The organism is Streptomyces sp. WAC00040, from assembly GCF_056835925.1.
The window spans coordinates 842,513-865,786 of record NZ_JAKQZE010000003.1 but is presented as its reverse complement, the minus strand read 5'-3'; the positions used below and the strand labels follow the sequence as shown (position 1 = coordinate 865,786).

General features: G+C 70.1%; 22 protein-coding genes. 17 read left to right on the top strand and 5 right to left on the bottom strand.

Annotated features, from left to right (window positions below; translation table 11 throughout):
* Positions 1-168: 168 nt before the first annotated feature.
* The 5 genes from arc to prcA all read left to right on the top strand — a co-directional run bounded on the left by arc (position 169) and on the right by prcA (position 5,879).
* Positions 169-1,935 carry a proteasome ATPase gene (arc, locus tag MDN94_RS29410; RefSeq protein ID WP_482728875.1) on the top strand — a complete coding sequence of 589 codons (1,767 nt, stop codon included), beginning with the start codon at positions 169-171 and terminating at the stop codon, positions 1,933-1,935.
* Between the two features lie 259 nt (positions 1,936-2,194).
* Positions 2,195-3,706, top strand: coding sequence for a depupylase/deamidase Dop (dop, locus tag MDN94_RS29405; protein ID WP_482728874.1), 1,512 nt, complete (start codon positions 2,195-2,197; stop codon positions 3,704-3,706).
* Positions 3,707-3,826: 120 nt separating this feature from the next.
* On the top strand, positions 3,827-4,045 hold the full coding sequence (locus MDN94_RS29400; RefSeq protein ID WP_037777052.1) for a ubiquitin-like protein Pup: 219 nt from the start codon (positions 3,827-3,829) through the stop codon (positions 4,043-4,045).
* Positions 4,046-4,191: 146 nt separating this feature from the next.
* Entirely contained in the window at positions 4,192-5,037 is an 846-nt protein-coding gene (prcB, locus tag MDN94_RS29395) for a proteasome subunit beta (protein WP_441265403.1), read from the top strand.
* A 44-nt stretch (positions 5,038-5,081) separates the two neighbouring features.
* Complete coding sequence (gene prcA, locus MDN94_RS29390) at positions 5,082-5,879, top strand: proteasome subunit alpha (RefSeq protein WP_482728873.1); 798 nt, start codon at positions 5,082-5,084, stop codon at positions 5,877-5,879.
* Positions 5,880-6,044: 165 nt separating this feature from the next.
* On the opposite strand, the gene MDN94_RS29385 is transcribed toward prcA, so the two are convergent.
* Positions 6,045-7,091: a LacI family DNA-binding transcriptional regulator gene (locus tag MDN94_RS29385; RefSeq protein WP_482728872.1), complete on the bottom strand. Its 1,047-nt coding sequence runs from the start codon at positions 7,089-7,091 to the stop codon at positions 6,045-6,047.
* A gap of 143 nt (positions 7,092-7,234) precedes the next feature.
* On the opposite strand from MDN94_RS29385, the gene MDN94_RS29380 reads away from it, so the two are divergent.
* The 11 genes from MDN94_RS29380 to MDN94_RS29330 all read left to right on the top strand — a co-directional run bounded on the left by MDN94_RS29380 (position 7,235) and on the right by MDN94_RS29330 (position 18,557).
* On the top strand, positions 7,235-8,506 hold the full coding sequence (locus MDN94_RS29380) for an MFS transporter (RefSeq protein WP_482728871.1): 1,272 nt from the start codon (positions 7,235-7,237) through the stop codon (positions 8,504-8,506).
* 9 nt (positions 8,507-8,515) lie between these two features.
* On the top strand, positions 8,516-9,877 hold the full coding sequence (gene pafA / locus MDN94_RS29375) for a Pup--protein ligase (protein ID WP_005319528.1): 1,362 nt from the start codon (positions 8,516-8,518) through the stop codon (positions 9,875-9,877).
* Between the two features lie 119 nt (positions 9,878-9,996).
* A complete protein-coding gene (locus MDN94_RS29370; RefSeq protein WP_482728870.1) occupies positions 9,997-10,938 on the top strand; it encodes an FKBP-type peptidyl-prolyl cis-trans isomerase in 942 nt (313 codons plus the stop codon).
* 65 nt (positions 10,939-11,003) lie between these two features.
* Positions 11,004-11,378: an FKBP-type peptidyl-prolyl cis-trans isomerase gene (locus MDN94_RS29365; RefSeq protein WP_100106326.1), complete on the top strand. Its 375-nt coding sequence runs from the start codon at positions 11,004-11,006 to the stop codon at positions 11,376-11,378.
* A 125-nt stretch (positions 11,379-11,503) separates the two neighbouring features.
* Complete coding sequence (locus MDN94_RS29360) at positions 11,504-12,463, top strand: helix-turn-helix transcriptional regulator (RefSeq protein ID WP_482728869.1); 960 nt, start codon at positions 11,504-11,506, stop codon at positions 12,461-12,463.
* Positions 12,464-12,476: 13 nt separating this feature from the next.
* A complete protein-coding gene (locus MDN94_RS29355) occupies positions 12,477-13,508 on the top strand; it encodes a helix-turn-helix transcriptional regulator (RefSeq protein ID WP_482728868.1) in 1,032 nt (343 codons plus the stop codon).
* Positions 13,508-13,780, top strand: coding sequence for a CpXC domain-containing protein (locus MDN94_RS29350; RefSeq protein WP_364600450.1), 273 nt, complete (start codon positions 13,508-13,510; stop codon positions 13,778-13,780). Before MDN94_RS29355 ends, MDN94_RS29350 begins: the two co-directional genes overlap by 1 nt.
* Positions 13,781-13,824: 44 nt before the next feature.
* Entirely contained in the window at positions 13,825-14,022 is a 198-nt protein-coding gene (locus MDN94_RS29345; RefSeq protein ID WP_441265397.1) for a hypothetical protein, read from the top strand.
* 246 nt (positions 14,023-14,268) lie between these two features.
* On the top strand, positions 14,269-14,562 hold the full coding sequence (gene tatA, locus MDN94_RS29340) for a Sec-independent protein translocase subunit TatA (protein ID WP_159693640.1): 294 nt from the start codon (positions 14,269-14,271) through the stop codon (positions 14,560-14,562).
* Between the two features lie 47 nt (positions 14,563-14,609).
* Positions 14,610-15,566, top strand: coding sequence for a twin-arginine translocase subunit TatC (tatC, locus tag MDN94_RS29335; protein ID WP_482728867.1), 957 nt, complete (start codon positions 14,610-14,612; stop codon positions 15,564-15,566).
* 162 nt (positions 15,567-15,728) lie between these two features.
* Positions 15,729-18,557 (top strand): DEAD/DEAH box helicase, encoded by a 2,829-nt coding sequence (locus MDN94_RS29330; protein WP_482729113.1) that lies wholly within the window; start codon positions 15,729-15,731, stop codon positions 18,555-18,557.
* 176 nt (positions 18,558-18,733) lie between these two features.
* On the opposite strand, the gene MDN94_RS29325 is transcribed toward MDN94_RS29330, so the two are convergent.
* Both MDN94_RS29325 and MDN94_RS29320 read right to left on the bottom strand, forming a co-directional pair.
* The gene (locus MDN94_RS29325; RefSeq protein ID WP_482728866.1) at positions 18,734-19,129 is read right to left on the bottom strand and encodes a nuclear transport factor 2 family protein; all 396 of its coding nucleotides are present in this window, start codon (positions 19,127-19,129) and stop codon (positions 18,734-18,736) included.
* Positions 19,130-19,185: 56 nt separating this feature from the next.
* Positions 19,186-20,148 (bottom strand): ADP-ribosylglycohydrolase family protein, encoded by a 963-nt coding sequence (locus MDN94_RS29320; protein ID WP_482728865.1) that lies wholly within the window; start codon positions 20,146-20,148, stop codon positions 19,186-19,188.
* 433 nt (positions 20,149-20,581) lie between these two features.
* Between MDN94_RS29320 and MDN94_RS29315 the strand changes: the two genes are divergently transcribed.
* Positions 20,582-21,700: a class I SAM-dependent methyltransferase gene (locus tag MDN94_RS29315; RefSeq protein WP_482728864.1), complete on the top strand. Its 1,119-nt coding sequence runs from the start codon at positions 20,582-20,584 to the stop codon at positions 21,698-21,700.
* 223 nt (positions 21,701-21,923) lie between these two features.
* On the opposite strand, the gene MDN94_RS29310 is transcribed toward MDN94_RS29315, so the two are convergent.
* Both MDN94_RS29310 and MDN94_RS29305 read right to left on the bottom strand, forming a co-directional pair.
* A complete protein-coding gene (locus MDN94_RS29310) occupies positions 21,924-22,673 on the bottom strand; it encodes an anti-sigma factor (protein ID WP_482728863.1) in 750 nt (249 codons plus the stop codon).
* On the bottom strand, positions 22,670-23,254 hold the full coding sequence (locus MDN94_RS29305) for a sigma-70 family RNA polymerase sigma factor (RefSeq protein WP_482728862.1): 585 nt from the start codon (positions 23,252-23,254) through the stop codon (positions 22,670-22,672). The genes MDN94_RS29310 and MDN94_RS29305 overlap by 4 nt, the downstream gene beginning before the upstream one ends.
* Positions 23,255-23,274 lie beyond the last annotated feature (20 nt).

Genomic DNA, 23,274 nt, shown 5'->3' with positions numbered 1-23,274 from the left:
TCCGATGTTGCTGGGTGGGTATCCCATGGGTATTCCCCTCGCAGGAGCAAGAGCGCAAGGGTGAAGATCGGACACACCCCTTCCGTCTTTGTGATCTAGGGGTTTCAATCACCACCCACACAGGTAGGGTCAGGAAGCGTCCAGCTCCCCTTGGAGGAGGTGAGGACCGTGGCAGCCCACGACGACGACATCAACCGCGGCATCCGGCCGGGGCGGGGGTCTGAAGACCCAGCCGGCCAGGTTGCCTATCTCGAGCAGGAAATCGCCGTCCTGCGCCGCAAGCTCGCCGACTCTCCGCGACACACGAGGATTCTCGAAGAGCGGATCGTCGAGCTGCAGACCAACCTGGCCGGCGTGTCCGCTCAGAACGAGCGGCTCGCCAACACACTCCGTGAGGCCCGCGACCAGATCGTGGCCCTCAAGGAGGAGGTCGACCGGCTCGCGCAGCCGCCGGCCGGCTTCGGTGTCTTCCTGCAGGCGAACGAGGACGGCACGTGCGACATCTTCACCGGGGGCCGCAAGCTCCGGGTGAACGTCAGCCCCAGCGTCGAGCTCGAGGAGCTCCGGCGTGGCCAGGAAGTCATGCTCAACGAAGCGCTCAATGTGGTCGAGGCCATGGAGTTCGAGCGGGCCGGGGACATCGTCACCCTCAAGGAGATCCTCGAGGACGGCGAGCGTGCCCTGGTGATCGGCCACACCGACGAGGAGCGGGTGGTGCGGCTCGCGGAGCCGCTGCTCGAGATGAACATCCGGCCCGGGGACGCCCTTCTGCTCGAACCCCGCTCGGGTTACGTCTACGAGGTGATCCCCAAGAGCGAGGTCGAGGAGCTCGTCCTCGAGGAAGTCCCCGACGTCGACTACGACAAGATCGGCGGACTCGGCGGCCAGATCGAGATGATCCGCGACGCCGTCGAGCTCCCGTATCTGCACCCGGATCTCTTCAAGGAGCACGAACTGCGGCCGCCGAAGGGCATCCTGCTCTACGGCCCGCCCGGCTGCGGCAAGACGCTGATCGCCAAGGCCGTCGCCAACTCCCTTGCCAAGAAGGTCGCCGAGGTGACCGGTCAGCCCGCGGGGAAGAGCTACTTCCTCAACATCAAGGGCCCCGAGCTCCTCAACAAGTACGTCGGTGAGACCGAGCGCCACATCCGCCTGGTCTTCCAGCGTGCTCGTGAGAAGGCGAGCGAGGGCACTCCCGTCATCGTCTTCTTCGACGAGATGGAGTCCCTCTTCCGCACGCGTGGATCCGGCGTCAGCTCGGACGTGGAGAACACCATCGTCCCGCAGCTCCTGGCCGAGATCGACGGTGTCGAGGGCCTGGAGAACGTGATCGTCATCGGCGCCTCCAACCGCGAGGACATGATCGACCCCGCGATCCTGCGGCCCGGCCGGCTCGACGTCAAGATCAAGATCGAGCGTCCGGACGCGGAGGCCGCCAAGGACATCTTCGCCAAGTACCTGACCCCCTCGCTCCCGCTGCACGCCGACGACCTCGGCGAGCACAACGGATCGAAGGAAGCCGCCGCACACGCCATGATCCAGTCGGTCGTGGAGCAGATGTACGCGGAATCCGAGGAGAACCGCTTCCTCGAGGTCACGTACGCGAACGGCGATAAGGAAGTCCTTTACTTCAAGGACTTCAATTCCGGCGCGATGATCCAGAACATCGTCGACCGGGCCAAGAAGATGGCCATCAAGGCCTTCCTCGACCACAACCAGAAGGGCCTTCGCGTCTCCCATCTCCTCCAGGCATGCGTGGACGAGTTCAAGGAGAACGAGGACCTGCCCAACACCACCAACCCGGACGACTGGGCCCGCATCTCCGGAAAGAAGGGCGAGCGGATCGTCTTCATCCGCACCCTCGTCACCGGAAAGCAGGGCGCGGACACCGGCCGTTCCATCGATACGGTGGCGAACACCGGTCAGTACCCGTAAAAGGCACACCGGCTGCGGATGCCGGCGGTCCCCCGCCGAAGGCAGGGGGACGGGCATCCGCAGCCGGTTGCTTTCCGGACAGCTCTGACCACACCGGAGCAATGACGAAATTGATCTCCCCACCCACGCAGCGGCGTTCTAGGCTCGTCCGTACCGTCGGGTCACGCAGTGCGGGGACGGGCACCGCGCGCACACCGGAGCACCCGCGGTACTTGAGCGCCGTTCCCGGAGGGGAACGACGCCGGGCAAGGAGGGCCGCATGACCGTACGGCGAGTAATGGGCATCGAGACGGAGTACGGGATCTCCGTCCCCGGCCACCCGAACGCCAATGCCATGCTCACCTCGTCCCAGATCGTCAACGCGTACGCGGCGGCGATGCACCGGGCGCGACGCGCCCGCTGGGACTTCGAGGAAGAGAATCCGCTGCGGGACGCCCGCGGCTTCGACCTCGCCCGCGAGGCCGCCGACTCCAGCCAGCTCACCGACGAGGACATCGGCCTGGCCAATGTGATCCTCACCAACGGCGCCAGGCTCTACGTGGACCACGCCCACCCCGAGTACAGCTCCCCCGAGATCACCAACCCCCTGGACGCCGTCCTGTGGGACAAGGCCGGGGAGCGGATCATGGCGGAGGCGGCCGCGCGGGCCGCGCAGCTCCCGGGCGCCCAGCCGATCCACCTCTACAAGAACAACACCGACAACAAGGGCGCGTCCTACGGCACGCACGAGAACTACCTGATGAAGCGGGAGACCCCGTTCTCGGACATCGTGCGCCACCTGACGCCGTTCTTCGTCTCCCGGCAGGTCGTCACGGGCGCCGGTCGGGTGGGAATCGGCCAGGACGGCCACGAGCACGGGTTCCAGATCAGCCAGCGCGCCGATTATTTCGAGGTCGAGGTCGGGCTCGAGACCACCCTCAAGCGTCCCATCATCAACACCCGGGACGAGCCCCACTCCGACGCCGAGAAGTACCGCCGCCTGCATGTGATCATCGGCGACGCGAATCTCTCGGAGATCTCGACGTACCTCAAGCTGGGCACCACGGCCCTGGTGCTGTCCATGATCGAGGACGGCTTCATCGCGGTGGATCTTGCGGTGGAGCAGCCGGTGCGTACGCTCCACCAGGTCTCCCACGATCCCGGCCTCAAGCAGCTCGTCACCCTCCGCAGCGGCCGCACACTCACCGCCGTGCAACTTCAGATGGAGTACTTCGAGCTCGCCCGCAAGTACGTCGAGGAGCGCTACGGCGCGGACGCGGACGAGCAGACCAAGGACGTGCTGACCCGCTGGGAGGACACCCTCAACCGGCTCGAGAACGACCCGATGAGCCTGGCGGGCGAACTCGACTGGATCGCCAAGCGCGAGCTCATGGAGGGTTACCGCAGGCGGGACGACCTGGACTGGGACGCCGCCCGGCTGCACCTCGTGGACCTGCAGTACGCGGACGTGCGGCCCGAGAAGGGCCTGTACAACCGCCTGGCGGCCCGCGGCAGGGTCAAGCGCCTGTTGGACGAGGGCGCGGTGGAACGGGCCATGACGCAGCCTCCTGAGGACACCAGGGCCTACTTCCGCGGCCGCTGCCTCGAGCAGTACGCGGACGACGTGGCGGCCGCCTCGTGGGACTCGGTCATCTTCGACCTCCCCGGTCGTGACTCGCTGCAACGCGTTCCCACGCTGGAGCCGCTGCGCGGCACCCGCAACCACGTCAAAGAGCTCCTGGACCGCTGCCGCAAGGCGGAGGACCTGCTCCGGGTCCTCGCCGGGGGCTGAAACGGCATCCGTCCGGGAATCATGAAGGTGGACCCCGGACGTTGGAGGAAGTGCGGGGCCGATGTCGGACCCCGCGAGTAGGGTCTGATCAAGAACGTCGAACCGAGCGGGGTGAGGTGCATGGCGACCAAGGACACCGGCGGCGGACAGCAGAAGGCGACGCGCTCCACTGAGGAGGTCGAGGAGCAGGCGCAGGAGGCGCAGGCTGCGGAAGACCTCAAGGAGCGCCAGGAGAAGCTCTCGGACGACGTCGACTCGGTTCTTGACGAGATCGACGATGTCCTCGAGGAGAACGCCGAGGACTTCGTTCGGTCATTTGTGCAAAAGGGCGGAGAGTAGCCCTGGTTGCCCGCCCTGGTGCCGCCGGTGAAAGCCGGGGGCACCAGGGCGGATGACTGGCGACAGCACGGGTAATGTCCGTGCACAGTTCGAAAGATCGGCCCGCGCGGGATGCGGCGGGCCGCCGCCTATCCGGAAGGACACGCGTGGAAGCCAACCCTCGTAGCACCGGGCGTCTGCCGGCAGCCTTCCTGACGCCGGGCTCGTCGTCGTTCATGGACTTCCTGGGCGACCACTCGCCCGACCTGCTGCCCGGCAGGCGCACGCTGCCGCCCGTGCAGGGGGCCATCGAGGCGCCGCACGGGACGACGATCGTTGCCACGACGTTCCCCGGCGGCGTGGTCCTCGCCGGTGACCGGCGGGCCACGATGGGGAACATGATCGCCCAGCGCGACATCGAGAAGGTCTTCCCCGCCGACGAGTATTCGGCGGTGGGCATCGCGGGCACCGCCGGTCTCGCGGTGGAGATGGTCAAGCTGTTCCAGCTCGAGCTGGAGCACTTCGAGAAGGTCGAGGGCGCCCAGCTCTCCCTCGAGGGCAAGGCCAACCGCCTCTCCACCATGATCCGCAGCAACCTCGGCATGGCCATGCAGGGTCTCGCCGTCGTCCCGCTGTTCGCCGGTTACGACATCGATCGCGAGAAGGGCCGCATCTTCTCGTACGACGTGACGGGCGGCCGCTCGGAGGAGCACGGTTTCGCGGCCACCGGTTCGGGGTCGATCTTCGCCCGCGGGGCGATGAAGAAGCTCTACCGCGAAGACCTCACCGAGCAGCAGGCAACAACGCTGGTGATCCAGGCGCTGTACGACGCGGCGGACGACGATTCCGCGACCGGCGGCCCGGACGTGGCCCGGCGCATCTACCCGATCGTCACCGTCATCACGGACGAAGGCTTCCGCAGGCTCACCGAGGCCGAGACCTCCGAGATCGCGCGTTCGATCCTCGAGGGCCGTCTCACCCAGCCCGACGGCCCCCGCGCCGCTCTCCTGTGACGGCCGCGATGTACCCGCTTTCGACAGAAAGGGACGGATAGCCGGTGTCGACGCCGTTCTATGTCTCACCTCAGCAGGCCATGGCCGACCGGGCGGAGTACGCCCGCAAGGGCATCGCCCGTGGCCGCAGCCTCGTCGTGCTGCAGTACGCCGACGGCATCGTCTTCGTCGGCGAGAACCCGTCCCGTGCCCTGCACAAGTTCAGCGAGATCTACGACCGCATCGGTTTCGCCGCGGCCGGCAAGTACAACGAGTACGAGAACCTGCGCATCGGCGGCGTCCGCTACGCGGACCTGCGCGGCTACACCTACGACCGCGACGACGTGACGGCCCGCGGCCTCGCGAACGTGTACGCGCAGACCCTGGGCACGATCTTCTCGAGCGCCGGCGAGAAGCCCTACGAGGTGGAACTGGTGGTCGCAGAGGTGGGCGCCTCGCCCGAGGGCGACCAGATCTACCGGCTGCCACACGACGGTTCGATCGTGGACGAGCACGGCTCGGTCGCGGTGGGCGGCAACGCTGAGCAGATCAGCACCTTCCTGGACCAGCGGCACCGTGACGGCATGTCGCTGGCGGAGGCCTTGAAGCTGGCCGTGCAGGCCCTTTCCAGCCAGTCGAACGGCAGTGACCGGGAGATCCCTGCGGAGCGCCTCGAGGTCGCGGTGCTGGACCGGACGCGCCCGCAGCAGCGGAAGTTCAAGCGGATCGTGGGCAGGCAGCTGGCACGGCTGCTGGAGGCCGACGGTGCCGCTTCCACCCCGACGGACGCTCCCTCCGACGAGGAGACGGACGAAGGAACGACCGGGGGAACGACCGGGGGCACGACCGGGGCCGGGGAGTAACCGCCGACGACGGCTCGCCCCGGACCGCCCGTGCGGTCCGGGGCGCAGTCATGTCCGGGGCGGCGGGGTACGCGAGCCGCCGTGGCCCCATGCCCGTTTCCGCGCCCGAGGAGCCCCGGCGAAGGCCCGGACACGCCCGTAACGCCCTCAGGGCCATCCGGTACGTCAGGCCGGCGCCGGAGCGGAGGAGCCCCGTACGACAAGCTCGACGGGAAGGCTGCGCTCCTCGGGGCGCCGGCCGTCGAGGACGGCGAGCAGCGCATCCATGCCCCGCTCGCCCACCAGCTCCGCCGGCAGGCGGACGGTGGTGAGCTCGGGCTCCACGGCGGTCGCGAGCGCGAGGTCGTCGAAGCCGGTGACGCTGACGTCCTCGGGAACCCTCAGGCCGAGCCGCCGGGCCGCCTTGCAGGCGCCCGCGGCCAGGATGTCGTCGTCGCAGACGACGGCCGTGGGGCGTGGACCAGAGGCTGTGAGTGCCCGTACGGCGGCTTCTCTGGCGCTGTCCACGTCGAGCGGCGCGGGGACGGTGCGCACCTCCGCGCCGGCGACCCTGGCCGCCTCCTCGTGGAGCGCACGGGCACGTACGTCGAAGGTCCACGAGGCGACCGCGGAGGCGAGGTGGACGATCCGCCGGTGGCCAAGAGCAGTCAGGTGGCCGATGACCTGCCGCATGCCGTCGGCGATGTCGAGGTTGACGTGGGCGGCGGCGCCGGTGTCGGCGGGGTCGCTGTCGAGCATGATCAGCGGCAGGTCGGTGCCGCGGATCGCCGTGAGGGCCTGCGCGGCCATCGAGGACGCGATGATGCCGTCGAGGGCCGCGCGGGCGGACGCGAACGGGTCCTTGGCGGGCCCGACGCCCTCTGGGGAGGGGTAGAGCACGACACCGAACCCGTGGCGGGCGGCGACGGCGGCGGCGCCGGTGTAGACGCGTGCGAAGAACTCGTTGGTGAGCGCGGGGACGACCAGGAGCGCGGTCCTGGTGCGGCCGAGGCGGAGGTTGCGGGCGGCGAGATTCGGCCGGTAACCGAGTTCCCGGGCGGCCTCCCGGACCACCGCGGCGGTCCGTTCCGAGACGCGGCCGCGCCACTTGTCGCCGAGCACGAGCGAGACGGTGGCCTGCGAGACTCCGGCGGCGCGGGCGACGTCCCTGCTGGTGGGGCGTGCGGAATCCGCACCGGCCGGGGGACGGTCCTGCTGGGACCGGTGTGTCATCTGTTCGCCGCCCTCGGCCGCCCGTCGGAGATGTCGCGACGCCCGGGGTGGCGGCGCTGTGGACCCGCGGACTGTCGACATGGTACGTATGGACCTTGAAGTTATACGTAAAACCTCGACGAAGCCGGGGGAGAGGGGACGGCATGGCCGCCGGGTACGCAGACATCCTCAAGGCCCCGCACGCGGCACGCCTGCTGACCGGAACCCTGGTCGGCCGGCTGCCCAACGCGACCGCACACATCGCCATCGTGCTGTTCACCCGCGCGGAGGGCGGCAGCTACACGCTCGCGGGCGCGCTCGCCGCCGTCTACGGCCTCGCCACCGCCGTCGGCCAGCCGCTGCTGGGCAGGGCCGTCGACCTGTACGGGCAGCCGCGGGTGCAGCTGCCCGCCGCCGTCGTGTCCGCGCTCGGCATGTTCCTCCTCGCGGCCGCAGGTACCGGCTCGCTCTTCCTCGCCTACGCCGCCGTCAGCGTCGCGGGCCTGTTCACCCCGCCGCTCGAGGGCGGGCTGCGGGCCCTGTGGCCGAGCGTGCTGGGCCGGGAGGACCGCGTGCACCGGGCGTACGCCATGGACGCGGTCGCCCAGGAGATCATGTTCACCGTGGGACCGCTGCTCGTGACGCTGCTCGTCTCGCTGTGGTCGCCCGGTGCCGCGCTGTTCGTCATCAACGTCATCGGGGTCGCCGGCGCGCTGTCGGTCGTGCTGTCGAAGCCGTCCCGCGTCTGGCGTTCCGCGCCACGGGAGGCCCACTGGCTCGGCGCGCTCCGCTCACCGGGCCTGCTCGCACTTCTCGCCGCGTTCTTCTTCGTCGGCCTGGCCCTCGGATCGATCACGGTCGCGGGCGTGGCCTACGCCGACGACCACGGCCGCGAGTCGGTGTACGGCTGGCTGATGGCCGCGCTGGGCCTCGGCGCCCTCGTCGGCGGCTCGGTGTACGGGGCGCGGCAGTGGGCAGGCGCCCCTGAGCGGCGCCTGCGCATCATCGTGGCTCTGCTGGCCGTGGGATACCTTCCGCTGATCCTCACGCCGGGTGTGGCCGCCATGACGGCCCTGTCGGCCGTCGCGGGCGTGTTCCTCGCGCCGGCGATCGCCTGCGCCTTCATCGTCGTCGACCGGCACGCGCCGCGCGGCACGGTCACCGAGGCGTTCTCCTGGCTCGTGACGACCTTCGGGGTGGGCGCGGCCGCCGGCACGGCGGTGGCGGGCCCCGCCGTCGAGATCGGCGGCACGGCGTGGAGTTTCGCGGTCGCCGGGGCCGGCGGGATCGCCGCGCTGCTGGTTCTGACGTCCACTCAGCGTGTACTCGCGGTTCCCGGCCGCACCGACGACATCACGGGCTCCGGCACCCACGCATCGGAAAATGATCGAAACGGTGCCGCCCAACCCGGTTTCAGCTCAGGCCGGGAGGCGTAATGTTCAGACATGGACCGCCGCATTTTCGGGCTGGAGAACGAGTACGGCGTCACGTGCACGTTCAGGGGACAGCGCCGACTGTCACCTGACGAAGTGGCGCGCTACCTCTTCCGCCGTGTCGTGTCATGGGGCCGCAGCAGCAATGTCTTTCTGCGGAACGGAGCCCGCCTGTACCTCGACGTGGGTTCGCATCCGGAATACGCAACACCTGAATGCGACAACGTGACCGAGCTGGTCACGCATGACAAGGCCGGCGAGCGCATTCTCGAAGGCCTTCTCGTCGACGCCGAACGCCGCCTGCACGAGGAGGGAATCGCGGGCGACGTCTATCTCTTCAAGAACAACACCGACTCGGCGGGAAACTCCTACGGCTGCCACGAGAACTATCTCGTCGCGCGCCATGGCGAGTTCTCGCGGCTGGCCGACATCCTGATTCCGTTCCTCGTCACGAGGCAGTTGCTCTGCGGCGCGGGAAAGGTGCTGCAGACGCCCCGGGGAGCGGTCTTCTGTGTGAGCCAGCGGGCGGAGCACATCTGGGAGGGCGTCAGTTCCGCCACCACCCGCTCGCGCCCGATCATCAACACCCGTGACGAACCGCACGCGGACGCCGAGCGCTACCGCCGGCTCCATGTCATCGTCGGCGACTCCAACATGTCGGAGACGACGATGCTGCTGAAGGTCGGCGCGACGGACCTCGTCCTGCGCATGATCGAGGCGGGCACGGTCATGCGCGACCTCACGCTGGAGAACCCGATCCGGGCCATCCGCGAGGTCAGCCACGACATAACGGGCCAGCGCAAGGTGCGCCTGGCCAGCGGCCGGGAGGCCTCCGCGCTCGAGGTCCAGCGCGAGTACTACGAGAAGGCCGTCGACTTCGTCGACCGTCGCGGCATCCGCACCGGCACGGTCGAGCAGGTCCTGGAGCTCTGGGGCCGCACGCTGGACGCGATCGAGGAGGAGGACCTCGACCGGATCGGCACCGAGATCGACTGGGTCATGAAGTACAAGCTGCTGGAGCGGTACCGCGCCAAGCACAACATGTCCATGTCGCACCCGAGGGTCGCGCAGATAGACCTCGCGTACCACGACATCCACCGCCGGCGCGGCCTGTACTACCTCCTCGAGAAGAAGGGCCAGGCCGCCCGGATCTGCAACGACCTGAAGATCTTCGAGGGCAAGTCGGTGCCCCCGCAGACCACCAGGGCGCGACTGCGCGGAGACTTCATCCGCCGGGCGCAGGAGCAGCGGCGGGACTTCACCGTCGACTGGGTGCACCTCAAGCTCAACGACCAGGCGCAGCGCACCGTGCTGTGCAAGGACCCCTTCCGTTCGGTCGACGACAGGGTGGAGAAGCTCATCGCCGGCATGTGATCCGAGCCCGTCGCACGTGTGTCGGAACGTCACCCGGGCCCCGTACGTTTCTCGTGCGGGGCCCTCGGCACGCCCTAGAGTGTCCGCATCTACCAAGCCGTTAGAGATCTGAGGAACACGTGCGCCGACTTGCCGGCCTGCTCGTCGTACCCCTGCTGCTGTTGACGACAGCGGCATGCGGCGACGACAAGGGCTCCGATTCCGCTTCCACCTCGATGACGAACGGGCTGCCCACGATCACCGAGGGTGCGAAGTTCGGCGAGAAGCCGACCCTTGCCAAGGGCGAGGGCGAGCCTCCCAAGGACCTGAAGGTCAACGTCGTCAGCGAGGGCAAGGGCCAGACGCTCAAGAAGGGCGACGTCGCCCAGGTCGACTACCTCGGCCAGGTGTGGGACGGCGAGGAGCCGTTCGACAACAGCTTCGACCGCGGCGAGCCGTTCACCGTGACGCTCGGCGGCGGCGGTGTCATCGAGGGCTGGCAGAAGGCGCTCGACGGCCAGAAGGTCGGCAGCCGTCTCGAGGTGGCGATCCCGCCGGAGCTCGGCTACGGCCCGCAGGAGCAGGGCAGCATCCCGGCCAACTCCACGCTCGTCTTCGTCATGGACATCGTCAAGGGCACCACGCTCCCGACTTCCGCCAAGGGCAGCGAGGTCGCCCAGGACAACATCGACCTGCCCAAGGTCGGCACGAACACCGACGGCGAGAAGCCGTCACTGACGGTGCCCAAGAAGGACGCGCCGTCCAAGCTGGTGTCGAACTACGTGATCGAGGGCACCGGTCCCGCGGTCAAGGCCACGGACACCCTGTCCGTGAAGTACCAGGGCGTCCTGTGGAAGGACGGCAAGGAGTTCGACAGCAGCTACGGCAGGGGCAACGCACCGGTGAGCTTCCCGCTCGCCCAGGTCATCCCCGGCTGGCAGAAGGGCCTCGAGGGCAAGAAGGTGGGCAGCCGCGTGCTGCTCGTCGTCCCGCCGGACATGGGCTACGGCGACCAGGAGCAGCAGGGCATCCCGGCCAAGTCCACCCTCGTCTTCACGGTCGACATCCTGGCCGTTCAGTAGGACGACCGGGACGTTCTGCAAGACTGTCCCGGTTGATCACACAGAGAAACGCAAGGAGCAAGACCGTGAGCATCGAGAAGCCCGAGATCGACTTCCCGGGCGGCGAGCCGCCGGCCGACCTGGAGATCAAGGACATCTGGGAGGGCGACGGCCCGGTGGCGAAGGCGGGCGACACCGTCTCCGTCCACTACGTGGGCGTGGCCTTCTCCACCGGTGAGGAGTTCGACGCCTCCTGGAACCGAGGCACCCCGCTGCAGTTCCAGCTGGGCGTCGGCCAGGTGATCTCCGGCTGGGACCAGGGCGTGCAGGGCATGAAGGTCGGCGGGCGCCGCCAGCTGACCATCCCGGCGCACCTCGCCTACGGCGACCGCGGCGCCGGCGGCGGCCGCATCGCCCCGGGCGAGACGCTGATCTTCGTCTGCGACCTCGTCGCCGTCTGAGGCCTCGCGGAGCGACGTCGCGAGGGCCCGTGCCTGCCGGCACGGGCCCTCGCTTTCGTCCGGACACCCCGGGGCGGTACGGTCGACGGGCGTAAGGGATTTCATAAAAGAGGTGAAGGGCGTCGATGGCGATTGCCAAGGCCGAGCGGCTGATGAATCTGGCGCTGTGTCTGCTGGGGACCCGGCGTCCCCTCAGCAAGCGCGAGCTGCGCGGGTCCATCGAGGCCTACCTCGAAGCAGGTTCCGACGACTCGTTCAACCGGATGTTCGAGCGCGACAAGGACGATCTTCGGGAACTCGGCCTGGTGATCGAGACGGTGGAGTCCCTCGACGGGGACATCGGCTACCTCGCGCGCCGGGACAGCAACCGGCTGCCTCCCATCACCCTGGACGCCGAGGAGGCCGCCGCCCTGGGCCTGGCCGCCAAGGTGTGGCAGCAGGCGCGGCTCGCCGGGGCCGCCAGCGGTGCACTGCAGAAGCTGCGGGCCGCCGGCATGCCGGAGGCCGAGGACGCCTACGAACTCCACCACAGCGCCCTCGAACCGCGTATCCCCGTCCATGAGGCGGCGTTCGAGCCGCTGATGCTGGCCTGCCGCGACCGCCGGCCGGTCCTTTTCGACTACCGCAAGGCCAATTCGGCCCGCCCCGAGCAGCGCCATGTGGAACCGTGGACGCTCGAGTGCTGGCGGGGCCACTGGTACCTGGCCGGCTTCGACCGCAGCCGCGGCGCCGAGCGGGTCTTCCGCCTCTCGCGCATAACCGGCAAGGTGCGTACGTCACGCTCGGGAGCGTTCACCGCTCCCGTACCCGACGTCGTCACCGTGCGCGAGACCGTCGAGAGCTGGGCCGGGGAGACGGCGACCCGGTCGGCGCGCATCAGGCTGCGTACCGACAGCGGCTACCCGCTGCGCTCGAGGGCGACCGAGGTGCGGGAACTCGGCGACGGGTGGGACGAGTTGGAGATCCCGTACGGACACGGTCTGGACGCCTGGCTCGTCGAGTTCGGTCCGGACGTCGTCGTGCTGGAGCCCGCGGACCTGCGGGCGGACGTGGTCGACCGGCTGCGCGCCGTGGCCAAGGGCTGAGGGGGCGCACGACATGGCGATCAACGCCATCGACCAGACCCGGCGGATGCTGTCGCTGGTGACATATCTGCGCGAGCGCCCCGGCGCCCGTATCGCGGACGTCGCCCGTGCCTTCGGCATCACCGAGGACGAACTGATCTCCGACCTCGACGTGCTGCCCATGTGCGGGACGAGCTTCCGCGGCGGTGACCTGCTCGACATCGACACCGACGGCGAGCGGATCTGGTGGCGCAACCCGGACGCGTCCGGCGAGTCCACCGCCGAGCCGCTGCGGCTCGCCGCCGACGAGGCGACCGCGCTGCTGGTCGCGGCCCGCGCCGTCGCCACCCTGCCCGGACTGCGGGAGGGTGACCGCGAGGCGCTGGTACGGGCCACCGCCAAGATCGAAGGCGCGGCCGGCGAGGCGGCGGGCGCCTCCTCCCGGCTCTCGGTCACCTTCGAATCGGAGGGCGGGGTCTTCGCCGAGGTGGACCGGGCGATCTCCGAGCGCCGGAGGCTCTGGCTGAAGTACTACTCGCCGGCGCGCGACGAGCTCACCGAGCGCGAGGTGGACCCGATCCGGCTCTTCGCCGTCGGCCACACCTATATGGAGGCCTGGTGCCGCCTCTCGGAGGCGCGCCGCACCTTCCGCCTCGACCGGGTAGCGGAGATCCGGCTGCTCGACGCCCCCGCCGCGCCGCCCGAGATCGAGCTGCGCGACCTCTCCGAGGGCCTGGTGCAGCCCTCCGCCGACGATCCAGAGGTCGTCGTCGAAGTGGCGCCCGGCGGACGCTGGGTCGCCGAGTACTACCCGCACGACCTGGCGGAGGAACTGCCTGACGGCGGTCTGCGCATCACGCTGCGTACGCCGTCGCCCGCCTCGCTGCGCCGGCTGGCGCTGCGGCTGGGCAGGGACGGCCGGATCGTGTCGCCGCAGGACCTCGCGGACAGCGCCCGCACGGCAGCGCGCGACGCGCTCGCCGCCTACGAGGCCGTGGAGCTCAGCGAAGAGCACGGCAAGTACCCGGAGCACCAGGACCGCCAAGAACAGGGAGCCGGCGCCTGATGACCGTGACGCCCGGTGTCCCGGCGATGACCCCTGTCCCCGCCCGTGTCGGGCCGGTGCTCTTCCGGGCCGCGTGCCCCGACTGCCGGGCCCGGTTCGAGCTGTCCGCCGGCGCCCTGCGCCTGGCGATAGGCGGCAGCCGCCGCACCACGTTCTACTCCTTCACCTGCCCCGAATGCGGCTCCGCGGTCCGCAAGCCGGCCGGTGAACGCATCGTGGAACTGCTCACCGGCGGCGGGGTGCGGACCCTGCGCCTGCACTCCACCGTGTGACGTCCCGCTCGGAAACCGCTCCAGGAACGGTCTAGGCTCTGCGCATGTTCTGGCCCATGCTCGCCATCGCACTCGGCTTCCTCGGGATCGCCGTCCTCGGCGTCCTCGGTGTCCGGGTCTTCATCGAGGCCCGGCGTCTGGGCAGCGAGGTCGCCCGCACCACGGACCGGATCAACAGGGCCGCGGAGGACCTGGAGCGGGCCGCCACGTCCCTGGCCCGCTCGGGCGAGACCCTCCGCTGAGCCGACGCGCCGCTCGAGCCCTGCCGGAGACCGCTGACGCCCCCTGCTACGGCGCAGGCCCTGGCGGTACGCTGCTGGTGGCGGCACCGGTGATGAGGCGCCGACCGCTGACGGGAGTACGCACGGGGATTGCCATGCGTTTACCCGTGCGAGTTACGATCGCTGCCGGTCGCGGTTCGGACGCCTGTCCTACCGCGGTCAGCAGCCAGAGCCCCAAGCCGCCTCGGTGAGAAGGTAGACACAATTATGTTCCGACAGATCGGGCCCACCGAGATCATCATTATCGCGCTCCTCATCCTGCTGCTGTTCGGCGCCAAGAAGCTTCCGGACATGGCTCGTTCGCTCGGCAAGTCCGCGCGGATCCTGAAGAGCGAGGCCAAGGCGATGAAGTCCGAGGGGCAGCCCGCGGCGGCCCCCGCGGAGCCCAAGGACCCGGCCCAGGGCGACAGCCAGACCCCGCACCGCACCATCCAGGCGGCGCCCGGCGACGTCACCAGCGCCCGCCCCGTGAGCGAGCCCACCGACACCCCCCAGCGCTGACCCAAGGTCACGTGACCGTGGCCTGCCGCACGAGATGAGGACGTGGGTTGCTCAAGCCTGCCCGCTCGAAACTGAAGGAGAAGGACCCCGAGGGGCGCATGCCGCTCGCGGACCATCTTCGTGAGCTCCGCAACCGGCTCGCGAAGGCGATGCTGGCGATCGTCATCGCCTCCGTCGCCGCCGTCGCATACAGCCAGGAGCTGATGGAGTTCCTCACCTCACCGGTGCCCGAGTGCGTCGGGGACGGCCCCCAGAAGGGCGGCGTCTGCGCCAGGGTCGTCTACACCGACCTCCTGTCGCCGTTCACCACGACCGTCAAGGTCGTGCTGATGGCGGGCATCATCGTGTCCTGCCCGGTCTGGCTCTACCAGATGTGGGCCTTCGTCGCGCCCGGCCTGCACAAGAACGAGAAGAAGTACAGCTACTACTTCGCCGCCGCGGCCGCGCCGCTGTTCGCCGGCGGCGCGTACTTCGCCTACCTCGTCATGCCGGTGAGCATGAAGGTCCTGCTCTCGATCACGCCCGCTCCCGCCGAGAACCTGCTGAGCGTGGACAAGATCCTGGACTTCACGGTCCGGATGGTGCTGATCTTCGGTTTCTCGTTCGAGCTGCCCCTGCTCCTGATCATGCTGAATCTGACCGGGATGGTGACCGGCCGGCGGATGCTCGGCTGGTGGCGCGGCGCCGTCATGGGCATCTTCGTCTTCGGCGCGATCGCCACCCCCTCGACCGACCCCCTGGGCATGATCGCCCTGTCCGGACCGATCATCCTGCTGTACTTCCTCGCGGTCGGGTTCTCAACGCTCAACGACCGTCGCCGACGCCGTAATGACCCCGATGCGGAGCTCGACGACGACGAGGCGTCCGACATCGATCTCACGCCGGCCGCGCTCGGCGAGGTGGAGCCCGTCTCCGTCACGGCCCGCGCGCTGCCCGAGCAGGCCACCGGCGAGGCCGACGGCGGCCGCACGAACCGCCTGAACGGCTACGACGACATCACCTGAGGCGCCACCGCCATCAGGCCCGTCAGCGGGGCCCGCCGATCCGGCGGGCCCCGCTCGCGTATGCATCGCCCAAGGCGTGCGCGGGTACTCCGAGCGGTAGGTGCTCTCGTCCGATTAAAGATCCGCTCAGTGTCAGAGGTGGCGGGTAGGCTCGTGAACAAGATGACCGAGGACCTCTCTCCCGCAGAGCGCTATGCCGCCGCCCGCGTCCGCGCCGCCGAGGAGGCCACTGCGCTGGCCCCCTTCCGAGCGATGTACGACTTCGACCTCGATCCCTTCCAGATCGAGGCATGCCAGGCCCTGGAGGCGGGCAAGGGCGTGCTCGTCGCCGCGCCCACCGGCTCGGGCAAGACGATCGTCGGCGAGTTCGCCGTCCACCTCGCCCTCGAGCAGGGCCGCAAGTGCTTCTACACCACGCCCATCAAGGCGCTCTCCAACCAGAAGTACACCGACCTGGTCAAGCGCTACGGCGCCGAGAAGGTCGGGCTGCTGACCGGCGACAACAGCGTCAACTCCGGTGCTCCGGTGGTCGTCATGACCACCGAGGTGCTGCGCAACATGCTGTACGCGGGCTCCCAGGCGCTGCTGGGCCTCGGCTACGTCGTCATGGACGAGGTGCACTACCTCTCCGACCGGTTCCGGGGCGCCGTCTGGGAGGAAGTGATCATCCACCTCCCCGAGTCGGTGACCCTGGTGTCACTCTCGGCGACCGTGTCGAACGCGGAGGAGTTCGGCGACTGGCTCGACACCGTCCGCGGCGACACCGAGGTCATCGTCTCCGAACACCGGCCCGTGCCCCTGTGGCAGCACGTCCTCGCGGGACGGCGGATGTACGACCTCTTCGAGGAGGAGACCGACCACGGCGGCCGCGGGGTCGCCCGCCGTGAGGTCAACCCCGACCTCGTACGGCTGGCCAGGATGGAGAACAGCCGCACCTACAACCCCCGTGACCGGCGCCGCGGGAAGATGGTGCGCGAGGCCGACCGGGAGCGCGAGCGGCGCCAGCGTAGCCGCATCTGGACCCCCGGCCGGCCCGAGGTCATCGACCGGCTCGACTCCGAGGGACTGCTCCCCGCCATCACGTTCATCTTCAGCCGGGCGGGTTGCGAGGCCGCCGTACAGCAGTGCCTGTACGCCGGACTGCGGCTCAACGACGAGGACGCGCGCAGGGAAGTGCGCGAGATCGTCGAGGACCGGACCGCCTCCATCCCCGGTGAGGACCTCCATGTCCTCGGCTACTACGAGTGGTTGGAGGGCCTGGAGCGGGGCATCGCCGCGCACCACGCCGGCATGCTGCCGACCTTCAAGGAAGTTGTCGAGGAGCTGTTCGTGCGGGGCCTGGTGAAGGCCGTGTTCGCCACGGAGACGCTCGCCCTGGGCATCAACATGCCTGCCCGCTCCGTGGTGTTGGAGAAGCTCGTCAAGTGGAACGGCGAGCAGCACGCGGACATCACTCCCGGCGAGTACACCCAGTTGACCGGCCGTGCCGGGCGCCGCGGCATCGATGTCGAAGGCCACGCGGTGGTCCTGTGGCAGCGGGCGATGGACCCGGAGGCGCTGGCGGGGCTCGCCGGCACGCGGACGTACCCGCTGCGCTCCAGCTTCAAGCCGTCGTACAACATGGCCGTCAACCTCACCCAGCAGTTCGGAAGGCACCGCTCGCGGGAACTGCTGGAGACGTCGTTCGCGCAGTTCCAGGCGGACAAGTCCGTCGTCGGCATCTCCCGGCAGGTGCAGCGCAACGAGGAAGGCCTCGAGGGCTACCGCGAGGGCATGACCTGCCACCTGGGCGACTTCACCGAGTACGCACGGCTGCGCCGCGAGCTGAAGGACCGCGAGACCGAGCTGGCCAAGCAGGGCGCGGCGCAGCGCAGGGCAGCCGCCGCGACCTCACTGGAGAAGCTCAAGCCGGGCGACGTCATCCATGTCCCGACGGGCAAGTTCGCCGGACTGGCACTGGTCCTCGACCCCGGGCTGCCGGCCGGACGCACCAACGGCCACCGCGGTCTCGAGCACCACGACGGCCCGCGGCCGCTGGTCCTCACCTCCGAGCGCCAGGTCAAGCGGCTGGCGTCGATCGACTTCCCCGTGCCGGTCGAGGCACTGGAGCGGATGCGGATCCCGAAGTCCTTCAACCCGCGTTCCCCGCAGTCCCGTCGGGACCTCGCCTCCGCGCTGCGTACCAAGGCCGGGCACATCGTGCCCGAGCGGCACGGCAAGCGGCGGTCCGCCGCCGCGGACGACCGAGAGATCTCCCGGCTGCGCGCCGAACTGCGCGCCCACCCCTGCCACGGCTGCGACGAACGCGAGGACCACGCACGCTGGGCCGAGCGGTACTTCCGTCTCCAGCGCGACACCCGCCAGTTGGAGCGCCGTATCGAGGGCCGCACGAACACCATCGCGCGGACTTTCGACCGGATCGTGGCCCTCCTCACGGAGATGGACTACCTCCGCGGCGACGAGGTCACCGAGGACGGCAAGCGCCTGGCACGGCTCTACGGCGAGCTGGACCTGCTGGCCAGCGAATGCCTGCGCGAAGGCGTCTGGGAGGGACTGAACCCGGCGGAACTGGCCGCCTGCGTCTCCGCGTTGGTGTACGAGGCACGGCAGTCGGACGACGCGGTCGCACCCAAGGTCCCGGCCGGGAGGGCGAAGGTCGCCCTCGCCGAGATGGTCCGCATCTGGGGCAGGCTGGACGCCTTGGAGGAGGAGTTCAGGATCAACCAGGCGGAGGGCGTCGGACAGCGGGAGCCGGACCTCGGCTTCGCCTGGGCCGCCCACCAGTGGGCCTTCGGCAAGGGGCTCGACGAGGTGCTCGGCGAGGTCGGGATGCCGGCGGGCGACTTCGTGCGCTGGTGCAAGCAGGTCATCGACGTGCTCGGCCAGATCGCGGCGGCCGCGCCCCGGGACAACAGCACCGTGTCGAAGAACGCCCGCAAGGCGGTCGACGCGCTGCTGCGCGGCGTGGTGGCGTACAGCTCGGTCGGCTGACGTCAGTTCCCAGTTCTCGAGTGCGACCGGTCCGTGGTGGGCCGACTCCTGTGGTTCCGACAGGAACAGCTCACCCGGCCGTCCACGTGCCCGGTCGGGCGGCCACGCACGCGAACGGCCGGACCGCTGGACGGCCGCAGCCTCGGTCGTCAGCTCCAGGGGCGCAGTCCGGGCCGTCAGCTCCAGAAGGCGTCCATCTCGTCGAGGTCCTCCGTGCACGCGTCGATGTCGGTGACCTTGCCGCCCACGACGGTGAAGAAAAGCCCTTCGCGGATCTCGATCCCCCGGTCACCGCGGTCCGCCCGGACGGTGTGGAAGGACATGACGTGTCCGCGCCCGTCTGCGAGCACCGCCTCGAGCTGGATCTGCATGGTTCCGTCGGTCTCCTCGCCCATACGCCGGAACAGGTCGAGGATCGCATCGCGGCCCTTGTGGTGCCCGGAGAGCGGGTTGTGGCCCGGGACGTGGTACACGGCGTCGGCCGTCATCAGGTTGCCGAGCGTTTCCATGTCGCCGGAGACGAAGGCCGTGTAACCCTGGCGGACGAGGGCGCAGTCCGGGTGCTCGGACATGGTGATCCACACCTTCCGTCACTCGATTTCCCTTTTCGTCCATCATCCGCCGGGTCCTACGGGCTGTCCACGGACGGGCTTCCGGCCAGGGCGACGGCGAGGCCGGTGAGCTCCGGGTACCGCAGTACCCGGTCGCCGAATCCCGGCAGCGGCACGTGCAGCGGCGCCGTCCACCGTTCCGGTACCGCCCCGATGCCATGGACCGCGCCCGCCAAAGCCCCTGTCACCGCCGCGACGGTGTCGGTGTCGCCACCCAGGTCGATCGCGGCTCCGAGAGACTCCTCGAACGACTCGGTGGTGCGCAGCGCCCACAGTGCCGAGCCGAGAGCGGGCCACACCGCGCCGTTGAACTCGGTGGCGTCATCGGGATGCCAGCCGGGGGACAGGACCACCGACCAGCGCGCACGGTGGTCCGGGTGGACGTGTCGGAGCGTCTCGGGGACGGCGGCCGACGGGTCCGCGCCGTCCAGCGCGACGCGGATCAGCTCGTGGAGGACCGCCGTGCCCTCCCAGGCCGCCCGGTCGCCGTGGGTGAGGGCCGCGATACGGCGGGCAGCGTCCATGGTCGCCCGGCGGCCCCCGCCGGCGAAGTACACCGCTGAGGTGGCCGCGCGCATCAGCGAGCCGTTCCCTGCCGCTCGTCCTGTCCTGGCGAAGTGCAGCTCCGCGGCCATGTCCCATGGATCGCCGCTGGTCAGGACCTGCTCCGTCTGGAGTCCGATGTCCTTGGGCCCGCCCGCCGCCCAGCGTTGAAAGCGTCGGAAGAGGTCCGCCGGTTCCGGTCCGCCGTGCTCCAGGAGCGATTCGCCTACCAGCACGGCCATCTGCGTGTCGTCCGTGGCCTCGCCTGGATCCCAGCCGCCGCCTCCGCGCATCTCGCCGACGCCGTCGGGGAAGTGCCCCCGGTACACGCCCGGTGCGCCGAACTCGAAGGGCGCGCCCAAGGCGTCGCCGACAGCGGAGCCCACGACGGCGCCGATGGCGCGGCTCGTGCGGGCCGCAAGGTGCTCGTCCGTCATCCCGTCAGGCTATGCGGCGGACAAGTCGCTTGGGCACGAGCAGGAAGTCCGCAGTCGGCCATCGAAAGATTTGGCCGGACACCAATCCGTGGAATCCCCGGCCGCGAATAGGAGCTGAGGACGGCGCGAGGCCGGCCCGGTGGGGAGTGGGGACGACGGTGCAGCGCAGGCGCACGGCCGTGACGGGCAACCAGGTGGCCGGACGGTCCACTTCTTCCTGTCCGGGCCGGCCTACGGTTGCACGGCTGTGGACCCCGTCCGCGCGGACCGCACGTTCGCCCCGTCACCGCCATCTCCCTCAGGAGGGTGTCCAGTGAGCGTTCCCGTCATTTCCGCGACCCCGCGAACGTCGTTTGTCGACCCGCGCCGCCGACCGGACGTCGCCCGCCTCCCCAAGTCCTCCTGGCTGCGCGCGGCGGCAGCGGAAAGGCGCATGAGGCACACGATCGGCCGGCTGCCGCTGCGGATACGGCTCACGGGAACCGCGCAACCGGTCGGCCGCGGCGGACCATTGATGGAGGTGAGCGATCCGCACTCCTTCTTCCGCCGCACCGGCGCGAACGGGCTGGCCGGCTTCAAGGAGTCATACACGGCAGGAGAGTGGGATGCGGGCGACCTCGTCGGCGTGCTGACCGTGCTCGCGCAGCACGCCGACGCGCTGGTCCCCGAGCCGCTGGAGCGGACGCGCGGCGCGCGGCGCACCGGGGGGCCCGGCCCGCGCCACCGCGCCCCCAAGGCCGCGCGGGCCGACGCCGCCCACGAACTGCTCTCCCTCTTCCTCGACGAGACGCTGACCTACTCCTGCGCGCTCTTCCGGGGATTCCCCGCAGAGCACCAACTGCTTTCCGCCGCCCAGCATCGCAAGATCGACCGCCTGCTCGACCTGGCACATGTCGGCCCCGGCACGCAGCTGCTTGAGATGGGCACCGGCCGGGGCGAGCTCGCGATACGGGCCGCCGCCCGCGGCGCGCGCGTCCTGACAGTGACGCACTCCGCCGAACAGCAGGAACTCGCCACGCGGCGTGTACGGGAGGCGGGAGCGGGAGACAGGGTGACCGTCCTGCTGCGGGACTACCGACGGGTGCTCGGCCGGTACGACGCCATCGTGGGTGTCGAGACGGTCGAGGCCGTGGGCGCCGGGTTCTGGCCGGAGTACCTGATGACGCTGGACCGGCTGCTCGCGCCCGGCGGACGGGTCGCTCTCCAGGCCGTCACGATGCCGCAGGAGCAGGTGCCCGGCTCCCGTGCGGCAGGGAGCTGGGCGGAGAAGTACATCTGCCCCGCGGGGCCGCTGCCTTCGGCCCAGGCGCTGGAGGAGTTCACCGGCCGGTTCACCGGGATGAGCGTCACCGAGCGGGACGCGTTCGGAGCGCACTACGCGGAGACGCTGAGGCTGTGGCGCGAGCGGTTCACCGCCCGCGCCGCGGAGGCCGATGCCCTCGGCTTCGACAAGACGTTCCGACGGTTGTGGCACTTCTGCCTGGCGCACGCGGAGGCAGGTTTCCGGTCCGGACTCCTCGATGTGCAGCAGCTCCAGCTCACGAAGCCCTAGCAGGGGACGGCGGGACAGGCGGGTAACGGGGGCGGCCGAGCCGGCGGGCCGGGTCGGCTCGCCGGAGAGCCCTTGCCCGACCGCCGGCGGCCGCCCATGGCCCACCCCACCCCTCCCCAGGCCCGGGCGCCGGCGCACCGATGCCGGGCCCCACCGCCGCCGACCGCGGGGCCGGACCACCGGCCCGCCGGACCACCGGCTCTCGGCCGCAGTCGTCGGTCGGTCAGGCGGGGAGCGCCATCAGGGCCAGCGGGTCGGAGGTCGGATGCGGGGAACCGCCTGCCGGTTCGACGGTTATGCCGATGCCGGACGCGTCGTCCAGCGGCCCCTCCATCACCACGGCCCCCGTGGCGCCCGACACGTCCAAGAGGCCGGCGGACCTCATGGAACCGCCGTCGGCGAACCAGAGTTGGTACACCTTGCCCTCGGGTGGGTTCGGCAGCCCGGTGGCGAGGAACGCGGCCTTGTCACGGGTCCGTGAGGCGACCACCGTGCCGGTCGCCCCGTCCGAGAGCCTGCGGGAGACGACCCTGGCGTCCGGGGCGGTGAGCACCGAGGCCAGGTCCGCCGCCCGGCGTTCCGTACGCCGTTCCGCGTCACGGGCGTCCCGCACCTCCTGGTACTGCCAGAGGGCCAAGGAGCCGAACGTGGTGGCCGCCGCGATGCTCGCGGCCAGCGCGAAGCGGGAGAGCGCTCGCCCACGCCGGGTGCCGCCGCGCCTGCTCTGGCGTGGGACTCGCGGCGGCGCCTGCCGCTCTGCAGCGATTTGGGCCATCACCCGCTGCTTGAGCACCGGCGGGGGTACGACGGCGACCGCGGAGGCCAGCTTGCCCGTGGTGGCGGCCAGCTCGCGTACCTCCTCCGAGCACGACGGGCAGCCCGGAAGGTGCCGTTCGAAGTCGGCGTGCTCCCCGGGCGGCAGGGCGTGAAGCACGTAAGCGCCCGTCAGCAGGTGCAGATCACCGGTGTTCACGCGCTCACCCCCAGGCAGTCACGCAGCCGGATGAGTCCGTCGCGCAGACGGGTCTTGACCGTGCCCAGCGGTACGGACAACAGCTCGGCGACCTCCCGGTATGTCAGTCCCCGGTAGTAGGCCAGGGTGACCGACTCGTGCTGAAGCTCCGTCAGGGTGCGCAGACAGCGCCGTACCTGCTCACGCTCGAGCCGGGCGTCCACCTGCTCGGTGACCTCGTCGTACGCGGGCGTACGCTCCAGCAACGCCGCCCGGCGCTCGCGGTCGGTCGCGGCCTGCGCCGACCGCACCCGGTCGACGGCCCGCCGGTGGGCGAGCGTGAGGATCCATGTCATCGCGGAGCCGAGGGACGGCTGGTAGCGGGTGGCCGAGCGCCAGATCTCGAGCAGTACTTCCTGAGCCACCTCCTCGGACTGGGCCGGGTCGCGCAGCACCGTGCGGACCAGGCCGAGGACGCTTCCGCCGACCGCGTCGTACACCTGGGAGAAGGCGCTCTGGTCGCCTCTGGCCACCAGGCCGAGCAGTTCCTGAAGATCAGGGCCCGCGGGGGCGGGCCCACCGATATGTACGGCTGTTTTCACGCGGCGATCCTCCACGGTGC